The organism is Methanoculleus sp. UBA413, from assembly GCF_002502935.1.
In the GTDB taxonomy this organism is placed as follows: Archaea; Halobacteriota; Methanomicrobia; order Methanomicrobiales; family Methanoculleaceae; genus Methanoculleus; species Methanoculleus bourgensis.
Genome location: NZ_DAQR01000121.1, coordinates 283 through 16770, shown reverse-complemented (window position 1 = coordinate 16770; position 16488 = coordinate 283). Strand labels below are relative to the sequence as shown.

General features: G+C 62.7%; 16 protein-coding genes and 1 tRNA gene. 14 read left to right on the top strand and 3 right to left on the bottom strand.

Annotation, left to right across the window (positions count from 1 at the left end):
- Positions 1 to 138: 138 nt before the first annotated feature.
- The 9 genes from BP858_RS10400 (at position 139) to BP858_RS10360 (ending at position 7635) form a co-directional block, all read left to right on the top strand.
- The gene (locus BP858_RS10400) at positions 139 to 585 is read left to right on the top strand and encodes a DUF2111 domain-containing protein (RefSeq protein ID WP_333582699.1); all 447 of its coding nucleotides are present in this window, start codon (positions 139 to 141) and stop codon (positions 583 to 585) included.
- A 5-nt stretch (positions 586 to 590) separates the two neighbouring features.
- Positions 591 to 1571: a biotin--[acetyl-CoA-carboxylase] ligase gene (locus tag BP858_RS10395; RefSeq protein ID WP_062266623.1), complete on the top strand. Its 981-nt coding sequence runs from the start codon at positions 591 to 593 to the stop codon at positions 1569 to 1571.
- A gap of 80 nt (positions 1572 to 1651) precedes the next feature.
- Entirely contained in the window at positions 1652 to 2152 is a 501-nt protein-coding gene (locus tag BP858_RS10390; RefSeq protein WP_014867848.1) for a biotin transporter BioY, read from the top strand.
- Positions 2149 to 2820 carry an energy-coupling factor ABC transporter ATP-binding protein gene (locus BP858_RS10385; protein WP_286879443.1) on the top strand — a complete coding sequence of 224 codons (672 nt, stop codon included), beginning with the start codon at positions 2149 to 2151 and terminating at the stop codon, positions 2818 to 2820. Before BP858_RS10390 ends, BP858_RS10385 begins: the two co-directional genes overlap by 4 nt.
- Positions 2817 to 3515, top strand: coding sequence for an ATP-binding cassette domain-containing protein (locus BP858_RS10380; protein ID WP_062266625.1), 699 nt, complete (start codon positions 2817 to 2819; stop codon positions 3513 to 3515). The genes BP858_RS10385 and BP858_RS10380 overlap by 4 nt, the downstream gene beginning before the upstream one ends.
- The gene (locus tag BP858_RS10375; protein WP_062264900.1) at positions 3497 to 4150 is read left to right on the top strand and encodes a hypothetical protein; all 654 of its coding nucleotides are present in this window, start codon (positions 3497 to 3499) and stop codon (positions 4148 to 4150) included. Before BP858_RS10380 ends, BP858_RS10375 begins: the two co-directional genes overlap by 19 nt.
- A 53-nt stretch (positions 4151 to 4203) precedes the next feature.
- Positions 4204 to 5952: a sodium-extruding oxaloacetate decarboxylase subunit alpha gene (gene oadA / locus BP858_RS10370; protein ID WP_062264903.1), complete on the top strand. Its 1749-nt coding sequence runs from the start codon at positions 4204 to 4206 to the stop codon at positions 5950 to 5952.
- A gap of 24 nt (positions 5953 to 5976) precedes the next feature.
- Entirely contained in the window at positions 5977 to 7452 is a 1476-nt protein-coding gene (locus BP858_RS10365; RefSeq protein ID WP_062264906.1) for an acetyl-CoA carboxylase biotin carboxylase subunit, read from the top strand.
- 72 nt (positions 7453 to 7524) lie between these two features.
- A tRNA-Met gene (locus BP858_RS10360) sits at positions 7525 to 7635 on the top strand.
- 213 nt (positions 7636 to 7848) lie between these two features.
- Here the strand turns inward: BP858_RS10360 and BP858_RS10355 are convergent.
- A complete protein-coding gene (locus BP858_RS10355) occupies positions 7849 to 8304 on the bottom strand; it encodes a HEPN domain-containing protein (RefSeq protein ID WP_214167106.1) in 456 nt (151 codons plus the stop codon).
- The gene (locus BP858_RS10350; protein ID WP_062264962.1) at positions 8291 to 8848 is read right to left on the bottom strand and encodes a nucleotidyltransferase domain-containing protein; all 558 of its coding nucleotides are present in this window, start codon (positions 8846 to 8848) and stop codon (positions 8291 to 8293) included. Before BP858_RS10350 ends, BP858_RS10355 begins: the two co-directional genes overlap by 14 nt.
- Positions 8849 to 9098: 250 nt before the next feature.
- Here BP858_RS10350 and BP858_RS10345 point away from each other — a divergent pair, with 250 nt between their 5' ends.
- Positions 9099 to 9398 (top strand): nucleotidyltransferase family protein, encoded by a 300-nt coding sequence (locus BP858_RS10345; protein ID WP_333582966.1) that lies wholly within the window; start codon positions 9099 to 9101, stop codon positions 9396 to 9398.
- Between the two features lie 146 nt (positions 9399 to 9544).
- Here the strand turns inward: BP858_RS10345 and cobO are convergent, their stop codons facing one another.
- Positions 9545 to 10060, bottom strand: a complete 516-nt coding sequence (gene cobO, locus BP858_RS10340) for a cob(I)yrinic acid a,c-diamide adenosyltransferase (protein WP_062264965.1) — start codon at positions 10058 to 10060, stop codon at positions 9545 to 9547.
- 511 nt (positions 10061 to 10571) lie between these two features.
- Between cobO and kdpA the strand changes: the two genes are divergently transcribed.
- The 4 genes from kdpA to BP858_RS10320 all read left to right on the top strand — a co-directional run.
- Entirely contained in the window at positions 10572 to 12248 is a 1677-nt protein-coding gene (gene kdpA / locus BP858_RS10335) for a potassium-transporting ATPase subunit KdpA (protein WP_074175609.1), read from the top strand.
- A gap of 4 nt (positions 12249 to 12252) precedes the next feature.
- Entirely contained in the window at positions 12253 to 14307 is a 2055-nt protein-coding gene (gene kdpB / locus BP858_RS10330) for a potassium-transporting ATPase subunit KdpB (protein WP_286879442.1), read from the top strand.
- A 2-nt stretch (positions 14308 to 14309) separates the two neighbouring features.
- Positions 14310 to 14882 carry a potassium-transporting ATPase subunit KdpC gene (gene kdpC, locus BP858_RS10325; protein ID WP_074175607.1) on the top strand — a complete coding sequence of 191 codons (573 nt, stop codon included), beginning with the start codon at positions 14310 to 14312 and terminating at the stop codon, positions 14880 to 14882.
- The coding region (locus BP858_RS10320; RefSeq protein WP_286879441.1) for a sensor histidine kinase at positions 14879 to 16488 on the top strand (1610 nt) is incomplete at its 3' end. The genes kdpC and BP858_RS10320, both read left to right, overlap by 4 nt.

Genomic DNA, 16488 nt, shown 5'->3' with positions numbered 1-16488 from the left:
CCTCCGGCGAGGCGCTCCTGGTAGGGAAAGCGGTAGGTGACGGTATGGTGCTGGTCTCCAGCATCCACGAATACCCGTCACGTGAATTCCTGAAGAGGTTCTCCTGCGGTGATAGGGAAACCTTATTCTAGATAAACCATGATGAAAAGTATGGATATGGCCATGGAGCAATACATCATCTCTACATCTTCACGGGCGCGTGATCTCGCTCCCATCATGATGTGCATCCATGATCTGCTTGGCCATCTGCCTGTCACGGCGCGGTCCCGCGACCATCCGGGTATCAGGATCGAGGACGGGAAGATCATCGACGAGGCCTACACGGGCCCCATCCTCGAAGAGGTCCTGGCGGAGAACGTTGTAAAGAGGGTCCAACCCCGGGGAGGCCCATATATGGGTATCCCGGTGGTGGTGGCGCCGATAAGGGACGACGAAGGCAGGGCCATCGGTGCGATAGGTATCGTCGACGTGACCGGTATTTTTGATCTGGCGGGTTTCATGGAGCAGAGCGCGGAGATCCGGAGGCAGGTATGCGGCAGGGACCCGTGCCCGCTCCCGAGTGAGTCGCCTGCAGCGAAAAGGTAATGGACATGAAGGATACGGCAATCAATGTACTGAAGATTCTCGAAGAGAACCCCGGCCCGGTATCGGGCGAGCATATCGCAGAGCATCTGGGTGTCACCCGTTCAGCCGTCTGGAAACAGATACGCGAACTCCGGAGATTAGGATACAATATCACATCGTCCCGCGCGCAAGGTTACTGCCTTGAGGCGAAGACGAGCAGGCTCCTCCCGTACGAGATCCATAAAAGGCTCCGCACCCGGTTCATCGGAAAGCAGATCCGCTACTTTGACCGCACCGCCTCCACGAGCTGGGTCGGAAAACAACTCGCCAGCGAAACCGATCCTGAGAAACTGCACGGCATGGTGATCATCGCCGAAGAACAGACCGGCGGGGTTGGAAGGCTCGGGCGCGCCTGGGTCTCGCCTGCCGGCGGCATCTGGATCACGATCGTCTTAAAGCCGAGGATCCCGATCGATCACCTCTTCATGATCACCATGGCCGGGTCGATCGCCATCGCTCGCGCCATCAGGAAGGAATACGGGCTCAGTGCGCTCATCAAGTGGCCGAACGACATCTTCGTCGGGGACAAGAAGGTCGGCGGGTTGCTCCTGGAACTCGCCGCAGAGGCGGACGCCGTCCACTACGGTCTTCTCGGGATCGGGATCGACGCGAACATCTCGCTTGCCGATCTCCCGCCGAACCTGAAAGATACGGTGACCTCACTTGAGGCTGAGGTCGGCCACGAGGTTGACCGCGTGGCGCTTCTTGTCAGGGTCCTGCGGGAGTTTGAACTGCGCTACCAGCAGCTCGAGGACGGGGAGTACGATTCCATCATCCGCGAGTGGAAGAGTCTTTCCCTGACGCTTGACCAGCGGGTGGCCATCAGGACCATCAACAAGACCTTTGAGGGGGAGGCCATCGACATCGATAGCCACGGCGCCCTGATCATCCGCCGGGATAACGGGAAGATCGAGCGGGTCATTGCCGGCGACTGCTTCCAGCTCTGACCGGCCGCGCCTGTCAACCGCCATACAATGATTGGTTGACAGGTTTTTTATCGTCAACCCGCCAATTTAGATGGGTTTACATGAAACACCGTGCCCAGATCCTCGCCTACAGTGGAACGTTCATAGCGCTGATCGCCGCCGGGAGCTGGATATCCATCCCGCTGCCCCCGGTCCCGCTCACGCTCCAGACTCTCTTTGTGCTCCTTGCCGGGGTCGTCATGCAGCGGTATGCCGTAATCCCCGTCGGCCTCTATGTCCTCCTCGGGGCGGCGAACCTCCCGGTCTTCCATAACGGTACGGCCGGTCTCGGGGTGCTCCTCGGTCCTACCGGAGGGTTTCTGCTCGGCTTTATTCCTGCCGCGCTCGTTGCAGGGCTTGCCTACGAGCACGAATCGCCGAAGATCCGGGTCGCAGGGCTGATCGCGGCAACCTGCACGATCTACCTCTTCGGCGTCGTATGGCTTGCCTGGTCGGCATCGATCTCGCTCCTCCAGGCGGTCCTGATCGGCGTCGCCCCGTTTATCATCGGCGATGCCGTGAAGGCAGCAGCCGCATTCGCTATAGGAAAGCGCGTGGCATGATCCAGATCACCAATCTTCGGCACCGGCTCATCGAGATCCCGGACCTCACGGTAGATGCGCGCCACATCGCCGTGATCGGGCCGAACGGGAGCGGTAAGACGACGTTTCTTTCGGTCTGCTCCGGCATCGAGGAGCCCCGCGCCGGGACGGTCCGGATCCTCGAGAGGCCGCCGCCGGCCGTGAGGATCGGGTGGGTGGGGGAGTTCCCCGACCGGACGCTCCTCTTCTCCCGGGTGTACGACGAGATCGCTGCGACGCCGCGGTTCCGCAATCGTTCCTGCCCGGAGACCGATGAGCGGGTCAGGGCGGCCGCCGCGCGGGTCGGGGTTTCGCATCTCCTGGATGCGAAGGTCTCGACCCTCTCAGGGGGGGAGAAGGCCCTCGTCGCGCTGGCAGCCGCCGGTGTCGATGACCCTGAGGTGCTCATCCTTGACGAGGCCGACTCGCACCTGGATGCCGGGACAGCGGATCGTGTCCAGGGCGTTGTGCGTAAGAGCGCGGCGGCCCATGTGCTCTGGTGCACGCAGTCGATGGATACGGCAGCCTGCGCGGACTACGTCATCTTTATGGAGGGAGGTGTGGTCCGGTATCACGGCACGCCTGACGAGGTCTTTGCCGGGCTTGATGAGACCTGTTTCTACCCAACGATGTGGAGGTTCCGCCGGTGAGGGTAGACCTCGAGGATATCCTCTTCTCCCGGGGCCAGTTCAGCCTCCGGGGCAGCGGCACCTTCGGTGAGGGCGTGCACCTGGTCAGCGGGCCGGTGGGGAGCGGGAAGTCGACGCTGGCACTAATGCTCGCCGAACTGAACCGTCCAGAGAGCGGCGCCGTCCGGCGGCACGGGATCTCGTCTGCCCTGCTCCTGCTGCAGTTTCCCGAGTACCACATCACCTGCTCGACAGTTGCCGAGGAGGCCGGGTCCTGGGGTCTTGACCCCGATGAACTCCTCGTGCGCGCGGACCTTGCCGGACGAGGCGATGATGACCCGTTCCACCTCTCCCGTGGCGAACTGAAACGGTTGATCCTGGCCTGCATGATCATGCGAAACCCCGACCTGCTGATGCTGGACGAACCGTTCAGTTCGCTCGACTGCGCCGCCAAACGAAGAGCCTGCAGCATGATCGAAGAAAGGAGCGAGGGAATCACCATCATCTTCTCGCACGAGCGCGCGGTCCTTCCCCGGGTGGATGCCCTCTGGGAGATGGAGGGCGGCACCCTGAAGGCCCTGGGCCGCGTGCCTGGCGCGATTCCCAGGTGGCGGCACGCCCCGCCGTACCTCACGTACGCCCTGGAACAGGGTGCCCGCCCGGAGAACATCAGGCTCCAGGACGCCCGGGAGGCACTATGCAGGACCCAAGGCTGAGGCTCTTTGCCACCGTGGTCCTCTCGGTGGCCGCGTTTGCAAGCACCGCGGGGGCCCTCGCCGCCCTGGCCTGGTGGCTGATCTTCACACCGCGCACAAAGGCTCTCCCGCGGCCCGGCGTGTTCCTCGGCCTCGTTGTGATGATCGCCGTAACAGCCCTTGTCTCCGAGTGGGGGGGCGGCCCGGGGGTCTCCTACCTGATCAGGATGGTTGTGGTCCTGCTCCTCGCTGCATGGGCGTACACCGAAACCCGGGAAGGAGAGGTGCTTGCCGTGGCGGTCTGGGCGCTCGGTAACCGGATTGGGTTTGAGATCGGGCTCATCGCCGAGATGGGCCTCTTCGGGCTCACGGTGATCAGACAGGATATCGAGCAGATGCGGGTCGCATTGGCGCTGAAGGGGATCAAGGTCGGTGTCCGCTCGATCGTGCCGATTGCTATCCTGCTCATCGTCACCCAGATCCGGAGAGCCGATGATCTGGCCAGATTACTGGTGGTACGGGGATATACGCTCGGAGGGCGGATATGCCCGGTCTTTGAAACGGGCTCGCGAGACGTTCTGGCAGCTCTATTTGCGATGATACCCGGGATTTTATGCTGCCTGCCCGTTCGAGATGTTTTTATATTATTACAGTGAATTTTGTAGAGGCTTTATTGCAATCTCCTCAGCCCTTCGAGGTGCAAAATTCGATGTGTGCTGCCAAATCCGATACACTCTATATAACCGATACCACGCTTAGGGACGCGCATCAGTCACTTATCGCCACCCGGCTGCGGACTGAAGACATGCTTCCCCTCGCCCGGGCCATCGATAACGTGGGTTTCTTCTCTGTAGAAGCCTGGGGCGGGGCGACCTTTGACAGCTGCATCAGGTTTCTCAATGATGACCCGTGGGACCGCCTTCGGGAACTGAAAGCCGAACTGAGACGCACTCCCATCCAGATGCTCCTGCGGGGTCAGAACCTCGTTGGCTACCGGCATTACCCTGATGACGTGGTGGAGAAGTTCGTAGATGCATCTGCAGAGAACGGGATCGATATCTTCCGGGTCTTTGACGCGCTCAACGATATCCGGAACATGAAGAAGGCGATGGAGGAGGTCAGGAACGTCGGGGCGCACCTGCAGGGCGCGATATCATACACCACAAGTCCGGCTCACTCCGTCGCGACGTTCATCGGCATGGCCGAGGACCTCTACTCGCTTGGGTGCGACTCGATCTGTATCAAGGACATGGCCGGGCTGATCATGCCTCATGACGCCCGTGACCTGATCTCGGGGATCAAGAAGACGGTGGATATCAAGGTCTGCCTCCACTCACACTGTACGAGCGGTGTTGCGCCCCTGAGTTACCAGGCGGCGATCGATGCCGGTGTGGATATCCTTGATACGGCGATGTCGCCGTTTGCGCTTGGGACTTCCCAGCCCCCGACCGAGAGCGTTGTTGCAAGCGTCTCCGGGACGCCGCGCGACACCGGTATCGATCTGGTCACGCTCAGGAATGTCAGAAACATCTGCCGGGATATCAGGGAGAAGTACCAGCCGCTCTTTTCCGCCATCGCGGACCGAGTCGACTCAGACGTTCTGATCTACCAGCTCCCGGGCGGCATGATCTCAAATCTCGTCTCCCAGTTGCAGGAACAGGGTGCTCTCAACCGCCTGGAAGAGGTGCTCAAGGAGATCCCGCGGGTGCGGAAGGACCTCGGTTATCCGCCGCTCGTGACGCCGACAAGCCAGATCGTGGGCACCCAGGCGGTGCTGAACGTCCTGCTCGGCGGGGAGCGCTACCGGAACGTGACAGGCGAGGTGAAGGACTATGTTCTCGGCCTCTACGGCCGTCCTCCCGCCCCGATCAGCCCGGAGGTGCAGAAGCTGATCATCGGCGATGAGGAGCCGGTCACGGTCCGCCCGGCCGACCTTCTTGAACCCATCTACGAGCAGATGCGGAAAGAGGCGGCGGAGCAGAACCTGATCGTCAGGGAAGAGGATGTTCTCACCTACATCCTCTATCCGGCCGTCGCCCCGTCGTTCCTGAAGGGCGAGCGCCAGGCTGAAGTTATCCCGAACCCGGCCGCCGAAGCGGCGAGTATTGCGGATATCCCCCACTCCATGGAGGTCGAGGTGGACGGAGAGATCTTCTCGGTCCGGATCGTCACCGTGGAGGGGAGCTCGATTGCGGTCAAGGCGGCAGCCCCGGCGGCCAGGGAGAGGGTCCCCCGTGGGGATGTCCCCGGCGGCATCAAGAGCAACATGCAGGGTATGGTCCTGCAGGTGTTGACGCAGAAGGGGAGCACCGTCAAGAAGGGAGATACCCTCATCGTCCTTGAAGCCATGAAGATGGAGAACCCCATCCGCAGTCCGCGCGACGGTACGGTGGAGGAGATCTTCGTCGATGCCGGGGATGTCGTGCAGAACGGCGATGTGCTGATGGTCATCGAGTGAGGCCGATAGAAGAGTGTTTGTGCGATGAAATATTTCGACAAGATCCTGATCGCCAACCGCGGTGAGGTCGCCATACGGGTTATGCGCGCCTGCCGGGAGCTGGATATCGATACGGTCGCGATCTACTCCGAGCCGGATAAGAATGCGCTCCACGTCAAGTACGCGGATGAGTCGTTCTGCGTTGGTGAGGCCCACCCGTCCAAGAGTTACCTTAACAAGGAGCGGATCTGCGATGTCGCCAGGAAGTCTGCGGCTGATGCGATCCACCCGGGGTATGGGTTCCTCGCCGAGAACAGCCAGTTTGCAAAACTGGTCGAGGATGAAGGGCTGACGTTCATCGGCCCTTCGTGGAAGACGATCGAGGCGCTGGGCTCGAAGGTCGTGTCGAAGCGGATGATGCGTGAGGCGGGCGTGCCGGTCCTTCCCGGAACGCCGGACGGCGTCACCAGCATTGATGAAGCAAAGAAGATCGCTGCCGCGATCGGCTACCCGGTGGTCGTGAAGGCGAGTGCAGGCGGCGGCGGTATCGGTATGCATATCGCTGAATCTGAGGATCAGCTCGAGGAGGCGATCGATAAGGGGATGCGGATCGCGGAGTCTGCCTTTGGGGACCCGACGGTCTTTGTGGAGAAGTACCTCGCAAAACCGCGCCATATCGAGATCCAGGTCCTTGCCGACGCGAAAGGAAATACCCTTCACCTCTACGACCGCGAGTGTTCCATCCAGCGCCGGCACCAGAAGCTGGTCGAGGAGGCGCCCTGCCCGATCATGACCCCCGATCTCCGGGAGCGGATGACGGCGTCGGCCATCACCGCCGCAAAGGCGGCGAACTACACGAACGCCGGCACGGTGGAGTTCCTCTACTCGAACGGGAACTATTACTTTATGGAGGTGAACACCCGGCTGCAGGTGGAGCATACCATCACTGAGTTCATCACGGGGATTGATATCGTGAAGAAGCAGATCGCCATCGCCGCCGGTGAGGACCTCCCGATGGGCCAGGAGGATGTCAGCATCCGGGGGCACGCGATCGAGTGCCGGATCAATGCGGAGGATCCGCTGAATAACTTCTCCGCTGATCCAGGGAAGATCGTCCGCTACCGGTCCCCGGGAGGCCCGGGGATACGGGTCGATTCCGGCATCCATAATGGTTACACCATCCCCCCGCACTACGACTCGATGATATCCAAACTCTGCGCCTGGGGGGCCGATCGTGAGGAGGCGATCCTCAGGATGCGCCGGGCTCTCTACGAGTATGTTATCCTCGGCGTGAAGACGACGCTCCCGCTCCAGTATGCGATCATGCGAAACCCGCACTTCATCGCCGGCGATACGCATACGCACTTCCTGCAGGAGGAGCATATCGCTAAGAGCCTGCGCCGTTACCTCTACGAGGAGGCGACGCGCATGCAGACGCTGGCTGCATCGCTCCGGCATGGGAAGGAGGTGGCGGCGATCGCTGCGGCGGTCGACGTGTATCTCCGGAAAAACATGAAGTGACCGCTCTCACCAATTTTTTGTGAGTCATAAGGTTTATTTGCCGAAACGTCATTGTTATAATGCACTTTGTGTGCTGCGGTGGCCTAGTTGGTTAGGGCGCCAGACTCATAGGGTTTTGAGAAGAACGGAGCGTCCGATACCTGGGACATCTGGAAATCGTGGGTTCGGATCCCACCCGCAGCATCTTTGTTTTGTGTTCTTAATTTGTGAAAAGCGTTTTTGTCTTAGGTTGCCCTCTCTGGCCGCGATTGGTTTCTGTGGATTGAGACCGTGACCCCGCGGGCGCAAGAATACTTAAATCAGGTTAGGACGCTAGGTTCAGGGCCTAGCCTCGTTGAGGTTTAAGCGGTCAAATCCCTCTCTGTCTGGTGTAAAGCATGATCCCTCTTTCCTCGATTAGCTTCCTTTCCATTCCCTTCTGCGCGTCTCAGAGAGCAAGCGCTGTATTCTCTCGATGAACTGACCGGCATGCTCTATGGCGGCTAAAACCTCAGCATCGGTCGGCGCCGGGCCGAACGAATACTGGCTCTCATGGCGCTGTGTTCTCAGCCTGCCAAACATCAGCACCCACTCCTCTTCGAGATCCCCTGACTGCGCATAGTGGTTGAGGTACAATTCGATGCAATAATGGCTCTTCTCGCGGATACCGTCGCGGAAGAGCACTGCACGGGCGGCATGGAACCATGCCATATACGCCCCGGTCAGGCTCATCCGCCTCGCACCGATACCGGCAATCTGCCGTGCCTCGTCAAGATAAGATTGGGCGAGACTCAACGATTCGTTCGCTTTCTCCGCGGAAGGCGTGACCCTGCGGAGCATCCTCCCCCTGAAGCAATCCTCAAGCGTTGTCAATGGATGCACCTTCAAGGGTTACACTTGACCGGATGAGACTGGTATAGAACGGCTGATCGGTCTCTCTCAGGTCAGACAGCCTCTCCGGGGTGAGGATGAGCAGGTTTGCCTCGGTCCCTGCTGCCGCACTCGCGTCTTTCTCGACTCTCGCTGCAGGGATCTCGAGATCGGGTGTATACTCATCAACGAGTACCCAGAGGTCAAGGTCGCTATCGGCCGTGTTCGTCCCCTCCGCATAGCTCCCGTAGATACCTATCCCCCGGCTCCACTCCGGGAGCGGAACTGCCGCCGCAAGGAGGTCGATGTTAAGCAGGCGCTTGACTGCCAGACTTCGGGCGTTCTCATTCCAGGTGTATGCCCGGCCACGCTGCGTACAAAAGCCGCCTTTGACAAGCAGGCGCAGGTAGCGTGAGACAAGAGGTTTTGAGGTCTCGGTCGCCCCGGCAACTGCAGTTGTAGTTACCTGACGTTGCCCGGCAACATACCGGAGGATGCGTATCCGTTCCTCGGTCTTGAAGAGTTCGGTTAACACCGGTTTTCCCATGTTGTTTCTGCCTCGTGAGAGAATGTTTCTGTTCTGGAAACAAAATGTTTCCGGATCGGAAACATGGGGGGCACAGGGACAGAGCCACCCCCCCTGGCACCCGCAGCCGTCCCGGGCGGTTCTGGTTGCGCAAGGAGATGATTGCAGAAGAAGCATAGGATCTGGAATTCGTTTAACCTGTAGGCCAGAACCGCGGGCGACAACATTCATCATCTCCTCAACCCCAGGTACGATCAGGAGGAGAGTACCCGTGGCAGTCCAGGTGCGCCGGAACAAGAAGAGCGAGTTCGTCACGAAGCTCGAAGAAGTGCTCCCGCTACTCCGGGAGCGGTTCGGCGTCGCGAAGATCGGCATCTTCGGGTCCGCCGCCCGCGGAGAGGAGCGGCCTGACAGTGATGTGGACGTGCTGGTCGAGTTTGCGCCGGGGCAGACGACGTTTCGGAACCTCATGGGGCCGGCATTCTATCTTGAGGATCTCTTCGGGCGCCGGGTGGATCTTATCACCGTCGGGGGTCTCGACCCATTCAGCCGTATGTGGAGCGGGAGGTAGTCTGGTGTGAGGCGTGATCCTGTTTTCCGCGACCACATCCTGCAGGAGATGGACTTCCTTCAGCCCTGCTTACCAGCCCCGACCGTTCCGGTGAACCCTCTGGCGTCGCCCTGTTCCGGAGCGGATGACCACTCCATCAAAACCCCTCAACGCTCGATACCCGTGCGGGCTCCCACCCCTTCATTGAAGTAGTGTTTGACCTCCTTCATCTCGGTGACTAGGTCCGCGGCATCGATGATCTCCTGCGGGGCATACCTCCCGGTGAGAACCACCTCGACACGGGGGTTCCTCCTCTCCAGCACCTCAATGACATCGGTCGCCTCAAAGAGGTCGTAGAAGAGCGCCACGTTGACCTCGTCGAGCACCACCAGGTCGTATTCGCCGGACTGCAGAGCCCGGTCGCACCGTGCAAGCCCTTCGTGGGCGGCCCTGCGGTCTTCCTCCTCAGGGTCGCGGTCGATAAAACACCCGCGTCCGAACTGGACGATCTCAAAATTCGGGAGAATCTCTTCTGCTCTCAGTTCGCTGTACTCCCAGTCCTTGATGAACTGGCCAAAGAAAACCCGTTTGCCGGCACAGACGCACCGGAGCGATATCCCCAGTGCCGCAGTCGTCTTCCCTTTGCCGTTGCCCGTGTAAACGTGAATATACCCTCGTTCCACCAACCAGAACGCCTCCTGATATTTCGTCAGGTACTCGAAGATTGTGTTTCCCCTGCACTAATAAGAGGCAGTATTGGGCCCGGAGAGGACTATTGCAATCCAGCAGCGAACGTTCGTGGGAGGCGACTGGCTGCGCCTTGCCGGCCCGCCCTGCCAGGCAGGTTTCCCCCCGAAAACCGCCTGCGCAGCCACTCAAGCATCGCCATCCATCAACCGGCAGGCACCGGACTGATATCCAGGAGTTCCCGGAACACCCCTTCCGGAGATCTGATGTGGGCATCGCCGCCCGTTGGAGTGGTTCACATGGAACCAGCCCGCACTTCGTGCTCCTCACTCGTTGGTTTTGTGGCCGACGGTACTGGATGTCACATTCTGTTCATTCTTGCCAGCAGGGTCTACCCGGAAAAGACTAATTATGGGCATGTCATGTTACCCGCCATACCAGCACCGGAAGAGATGCAATGCCCCGCAGCCCCCCAACGAAAAACCCTGCCATCGGCGGGGACGGGCCATGACGCCCCCCGACCCCCTCCTGGATGCCGCAGCCGCCGCCCTCTTTCTCCTCCTCGTCACCGGAGCGGCGCTGCTCGCAAGCGGCTATATCCACCGGGTCTTCTCTGGGGGCGTATCGGGCCTTCCCGGCCGCATCGAGCGTGCGGTCTACCGGTTCATCGGGACCAGCCCTGATGAGGAGGTGGGGTGGCGGGGCTACACCCGGGACCTGCTCGTCTTCAACGGCATCGGGTTTATCGTCCTCTTCGCTCTTCTCCTCCTGCAGGGGGGCCTCCCGCTCAACCCCGGAGGAGCCGGGGCATTCGACCCCCTGACCGCGGTGAACGCCGCCGTCAGTTTTGTCACGAACACCAACTGGCAGGTCTACAGCGGGGAGGTCTCGGCGAGTTACCTCTCCCAGATGGCCGGGTTCACCGTCCAGAACTTCCTCTCGGCCGCCACCGGGATCTCTGTCGCGCTTGCGGTGATGCGGGGGCTCACCCGCCGGTCGACCGACCGGATAGGGAACTTCTGGGTGGATATGACCCGCACCGTCCTCTACATCCTGCTCCCGCTTGCCCTCGCTGCCGCCCTCCTGCTCGCCTCCCAGGGGGTCATCCAGAACCTGGACGCATCCGTCACGGCCGGGCCGCAGACGATCGCCATGGGCCCGGTCGCCTCCCAGGTGGCGATAAAACTCCTCGGCACGAACGGGGGCGGGTTCTTCGCCGCAAACTCAGCGCACCCCTACGAGAACCCAACCCCCATCACCAACCTCATCGAGGCCTTCCTGATCCTGCTCATCCCCGCCGCCCTCCCTTTCGTCTTCGGCCGGATGAGCGGGGCTATGCGGCAGGGATGGGCCATCTACGCCGTGATGCTCGCGATCTATGTCGCAGCCCTCACCGGCCTCTATACCGCGGAACTCGCCGGAAACCCGCTGGTGGGCGAACTCGGTGTCTCCGGGATCTCCATGGAGGGAAAGGAGGTCAGGTTCGGCCTCCTGGGCACTGTCCTCTTCGCCACCTCGACGACCGCAACATCCTGCGGTGCGATCGACGCCATGCACGACTCGCTCACCCCGCTCGGGGGTATGGTCCCGATGCTCCTGATCCTCCTCGGCGAGGTCGTCTTCGGCGGGGTGGGTTCAGGGTTCTACACCATCACCGGCTTTGTGGTGGTCGCCGTCTTCATCGCCGGGCTGATGATCGGCCGGACCCCTGAATTCCTCGGCAAGAAGGTCGAGGCCGTGGAGATGCGGATGGCCGTCGTCACCGTCCTCATCCCCGGGGTGCTCGTGCTCCTCCTCTCCGGTATCGCGCTCGCTCTCCCCGGGGCGATGGGAAACCCGGGTCCGCACGGGCTCTCTGAGGTGGTCTACGCCTTCGCATCCATGTCCAACAACAACGGGAGCGCTTTTGCCGGGCTTGACGCCACCGGCCCTTTCTATCTTATCGCAGGCGCGCTCGCGATGGCCATCGGGAGGTTCGCCCCGGCCATCGCCATGCTGGCGCTCGCGGGATCGATGGCAGAGAAACGATCCGTCCCCCCCGGCCCCGGGACGCTCCCGACCGCCTCCCCGGCGTTTGTGGCGTGGACGGTTCTCATCATCCTGCTCGTCGGCGGGCTCACGTTCTTCCCGCTCCTGGCGATGGGCCCGGTTGCAGAATACCTGATGATGGCAGGCGGGGTGTGAGCCGATGGCCCGGAAACGGTACCCCGGCATCGCCGCATTTGAACCCGAACTGATCCGCGGGCCCCTCATCGGCGCCGTGCTGAAGTTGGACCCCAGGAGCCTGGTCAGGAACCCGGTGATGTTCCTCGTCGAGATCGGCGGCATCATCACGACCCTGATCACCCTTGCCGGCGGAGGCTTCTTCTCCGGCATGGTCTCGCTCTGGCTCTGGCTGACCGTGCTCTTCGCGAACGTTGCCGAGTCGCTCTCTGAAGGCCGGGGGAAGGCACGGGCCGCATCGCTCCGGGAGTCGAGGGCCGCTGTCCCGGCCCACAGGCTCAGGGAAGAGGCGTTCGGCGCCCAGGCCGATGAGGTGGCGTCCTCAGACCTCAGGCAGGGCGACCTCGTCCTGGTGCGGGAAGGTGAGATCGTCCCGGGCGACGGCGAGGTGGTGAAGGGCGCCGCCCTGGTCAACGAGGCGGCCATCACCGGCGAATCCGCCCCGGTGGTGCGTGAAGCGGGCGGCGACCGGAGCGCCGTGACCGGGGGGACCACGGTGATCGCAAATGAGATCATCGTCAGGATCACCGCTGAGCCCGGGCAGACGTTCCTCGACCGGATGATCGCCATGGTCGAGGGGGCGGAGCGGCGCAAGACCCCGAACGAGATCGCGCTCGATATCCTGCTCCTCTCCCTGACTGCTGTCTTTCTCCTGGCCGTCGCGAACATCTACCCGGCCTCAGCCTACAGCGCGGCCGCAAGCGGCACAGGAGCACCTGTTGGGCCCGTGGTCCTCGTCGCACTCTTCGTCTGCCTCGCGCCCACGACCATCGCGGCACTGCTGCCGGCGATCGGTATCGCGGGGATGGACCGGCTCTTCCAGAGGAACGTCGTCGCCCTCTCGGGACGGGCGATCGAGGCCGCAGGCGACGTGAACGTCCTTCTCCTCGACAAGACCGGGACGATCACCCTCGGCAACAGGCAGGCGGCCGAGTTCGTCCCGGTGGAGGGGCAGAGCCGGGCAGACCTGATGGAGGCCTCCCTCCTCTCCTCTGCCGCCGACGAGACGCCTGAAGGGCGGAGCATCGTCGCCCTCGTCAGGGAGAAGACCGGGACTGACGTCACCTGCCCCCCTGGAACAACGTTTATCCCCTTCTCGGCAGTGACCCGGGTGAGCGGCGCCGAGTGTCACGGGACGACCTACCTGAAGGGTGCTGCCGACGCGGTCGTGAAGGCGGTCCGGGAACGCGGCGGGACCCCGCCCCCTGACCTCGCGGCGAAGGTGACCGGGATCGCATCGGCGGGCGGCACGCCGCTCGTCGTGGCCCGCGGTTCGACGATCCTCGGGGTCATCTACCTCAAGGATATCCTGAAGACCGGGATCCGGGAACGGTTCTCTGACCTGCGCCGGATCGGTATCAGGACGGTGATGATCACCGGCGATAACCCGCTCACCGCCGCCGCCATCGCGGCAGAGGCGGGTGTGGACGACTACCTTGCCGAGGCGAAACCGGACGACAAACTCCGGCTGATCCGCGGCTACCAGGACGAGGGCTACATGGTCGCCATGACCGGCGACGGGACCAACGACGCGCCTGCCCTCGCCCAGGCAGACGTGGCGGTCGCGATGAACAGCGGAACCCAGCCCGCCCGCGAAGCGGCGAACATCATCGACCTCGACAGCGACCCGACAAAACTCCTGGACATCGTCGAGGTCGGCAAGGAGATCCTGATGACCCGGGGCGCCCTGACCACCTTCTCAATAGCAAACGACGTCGCCAAGTACTTCGCCATCATCCCTGCCGCGCTCGCCGGGGTCTACCCGCGGCTCGCGGTCTTAAACATCATGGGCCTGGCAACGCCCGGGTCGGCCATCCTCTCGGCGGTCATCTTCAACGCGCTGGTCATACCGCTCCTGATCCCGCTCGCGCTCGCCGGGGTCAGGTTCAGGCCGATGCCGGCATCGCAGCTCTTCGTCTACAACCTGATCATCTTCGGCCTCGGGGGTGTCGTCGTGCCGTTCATCGGCATCAAGGTGATCGACCTTGTCATCTCCGGCATACTGCCGGCAGGAGGATAAAGATGAAAGAAACACTCATGCGCGCCGTGCTCCTCTTTGCCCTGCTTGCGGCCGTCACCGGGGTCGCCTACCCTCTCGCAGTGACGCTCATCGCCGGTGCTGCCTTCCCCTTCCAGGCGCACGGGAGCCTGATCATCGGCGACGACGGAGAGGTCATCGGGTCGGTGCTCATCGGCCGGAACTTCACCCCACCGTTCTACTTCCAGGGCCGCCCATCGGCGACGCCCCTGGCCCCATACAACGCGTCGCACTCAGGCGGGTCAAACCTGGGGCCGACGAACCCCATCCTCCTTGAGCAGGTTGCAGAGCGGGTGCAGGCGCTCAGGGAAGCCGGTGTGGCCGGCCCGGTTCCTGCCGACCTGGTCATGGCGTCGGGGAGCGGGCTTGACCCGCATATCAGCCTTGACGCGGCGCTGGTGCAGGTCCCGGCGGTTGCGAAGGCGCGGGGCCTCCCTGAAGAGGAGGTCAGGTCGCTCGTCATGGCTGAGGCCGTCGGTTCGCCGTTCGCGGGGACCTACGTCAACGTCCTCTCGCTCAACCAGGCGCTGGACCGCCTGGGAGGAGGGGATGCATGAAGGCAGGTGACGAGGAGGTGCGGCCTCTCCCTGAGGACCTGCTCGCCATCGCCCGCCGTTCGGAAGAGAAGGAGAGAGGGCGGCTGACGGTCTACCTCGGCTACGCCGCCGGTGTGGGGAAGACCTACACGATGCTCCAGGACGCCCTCCAGCGGCGGGGGGAAGGGGTCGATGTCGTCATCGGCTACGTGGAGACCCACGGCCGGCCTGAGACCGAGGCACTCGCCGCTCGGCTTGAGGCAGTTCCCCCCGCGACCATCGACTACCAGGGCCTCACCCTCCGGGAGATGGACCTCGACGCGGTTCTTGAGCGCCACCCCGAGATCGCCCTCATCGACGAACTCGCTCACACCAACGCGCCGAACAGCCGCCACGTCAAGCGCTACGAGGACGTCGAGGAACTCCTCCACGCCGGTATATCGGTCTACACGACCGTCAACATCCAGCACGTCGAGAGCCAGAACGATGCTGTCGCCCAGATCACCGGTATCCGGGTCTCAGAGACGCTCCCTGATACGTTCATCTCCGGCGCCGACGAGATCAGGCTCGTCGACGTCACCCCGGAGGAGCTGCGGCTCCGCCTCAGGGCAGGGAAGGTCTATGTCAGGGATATGGCCGAGGCGGCGATACGCCGGTTCTTCAGCACCGGAAACCTCCTCGCCCTGCGGCAGCTCACCCTGCGCTACGTGGCGACCGCCACCGACCTGCAGATGATCGGCCATATGCGGGCCCGCGCCATCCCGGGCCCCTGGCCGGCAGCCGAACGGCTCCTGATCGGGATCAGGCCGGGCCCGACAGCCGGCCAGATGGTGCGGGCCGGATACCGGCTTGCCACCCGGTTCGATGCCGACTGGGTGGTGCTCACGGTGGACCTGGAGAGCGAGCGAGCGCTCACGGTCAGGGAGCGCGCCTGGCTCACGGCGGCGCTGGAGACCGGGCGGAGGCTCGGGGGCCGGATTGTCCGTCTCCGCGGTGAGGATGTCGCCGACGAGATCCTCCGCTACGCCCGGCGGAACAATGTCACCATGATCATGCTCGGGAAGCCCCGGGGGATCGATGTCATCTTCTCCCCGGTCTACAGGGTTCTGCGCCGGTCCCGGGGCGTCGACATCTTCCTCTACGAGCCGAAAGGCGACTTCGTGCGTATCCCCGTCCACCGGCAGGTCCCGCACCTCCTCTCCTGGGACTACGCCGTAACCCTCATCCTGATAGCCGCCGCCTGGGGGGCAAGCATCCTCCTCCAGGGTGTCGTCCAGCCGGAGCTCCTCCTGGTCCTCCAGCTCCTGCCGGTCGTCGTGACCGCGCTCTTCTTCAGGCGGGGGGCCGCCCTGCTTGCGGCCATCGCAAGCATCCTTGCATTCGACCTCATCTTCGTCAAGCCCTACTACTCCCTGACGATAGACGACTGGGGTTACTTCGCCGCGTTTGCCGGCTATGTCATCATTGCCCTCGTGGTCAGCAGGCTTGCCGCCCGGCTCCGCCGCCTGCTCCCCCGGATCAGGGAGAGCGAGGCCGAGGTTGAGGCGGTTGCCGGGCTCTCCCGCGACCTTGCCCGGGATGTCACCCGCCAGGAGGTCTTCGATACCCTTGCCCGCCACATGCAGGG

Excerpts from the sequence above, each read along its gene's own strand:
- kdpA (WP_074175609.1), top strand. The coding sequence starts at position 10,572 with ATGACGCCCCCCGACCCCCTCCTGGATGCCGCAGCCGCCGCCCTCTTT.
- kdpB (WP_286879442.1), top strand. The coding sequence starts at position 12,253 with ATGGCCCGGAAACGGTACCCCGGCATCGCCGCATTTGAACCCGAACTG.
- BP858_RS10400 (WP_333582699.1), top strand. The coding sequence starts at position 139 with ATGATGAAAAGTATGGATATGGCCATGGAGCAATACATCATCTCTACA.
- kdpC (WP_074175607.1), top strand. The coding sequence starts at position 14,310 with ATGAAAGAAACACTCATGCGCGCCGTGCTCCTCTTTGCCCTGCTTGCG.
- BP858_RS10375 (WP_062264900.1), top strand. The coding sequence starts at position 3,497 with ATGCAGGACCCAAGGCTGAGGCTCTTTGCCACCGTGGTCCTCTCGGTG.
- BP858_RS10350 (WP_062264962.1), bottom strand. The coding sequence starts at position 8,848 with ATGGGAAAACCGGTGTTAACCGAACTCTTCAAGACCGAGGAACGGATA.
- oadA (WP_062264903.1), top strand. The coding sequence starts at position 4,204 with ATGTGTGCTGCCAAATCCGATACACTCTATATAACCGATACCACGCTT.
- BP858_RS10365 (WP_062264906.1), top strand. The coding sequence starts at position 5,977 with ATGAAATATTTCGACAAGATCCTGATCGCCAACCGCGGTGAGGTCGCC.
- BP858_RS10385 (WP_286879443.1), top strand. The coding sequence starts at position 2,149 with ATGATCCAGATCACCAATCTTCGGCACCGGCTCATCGAGATCCCGGAC.
- BP858_RS10390 (WP_014867848.1), top strand. The coding sequence starts at position 1,652 with ATGAAACACCGTGCCCAGATCCTCGCCTACAGTGGAACGTTCATAGCG.
- BP858_RS10395 (WP_062266623.1), top strand. The coding sequence starts at position 591 with ATGAAGGATACGGCAATCAATGTACTGAAGATTCTCGAAGAGAACCCC.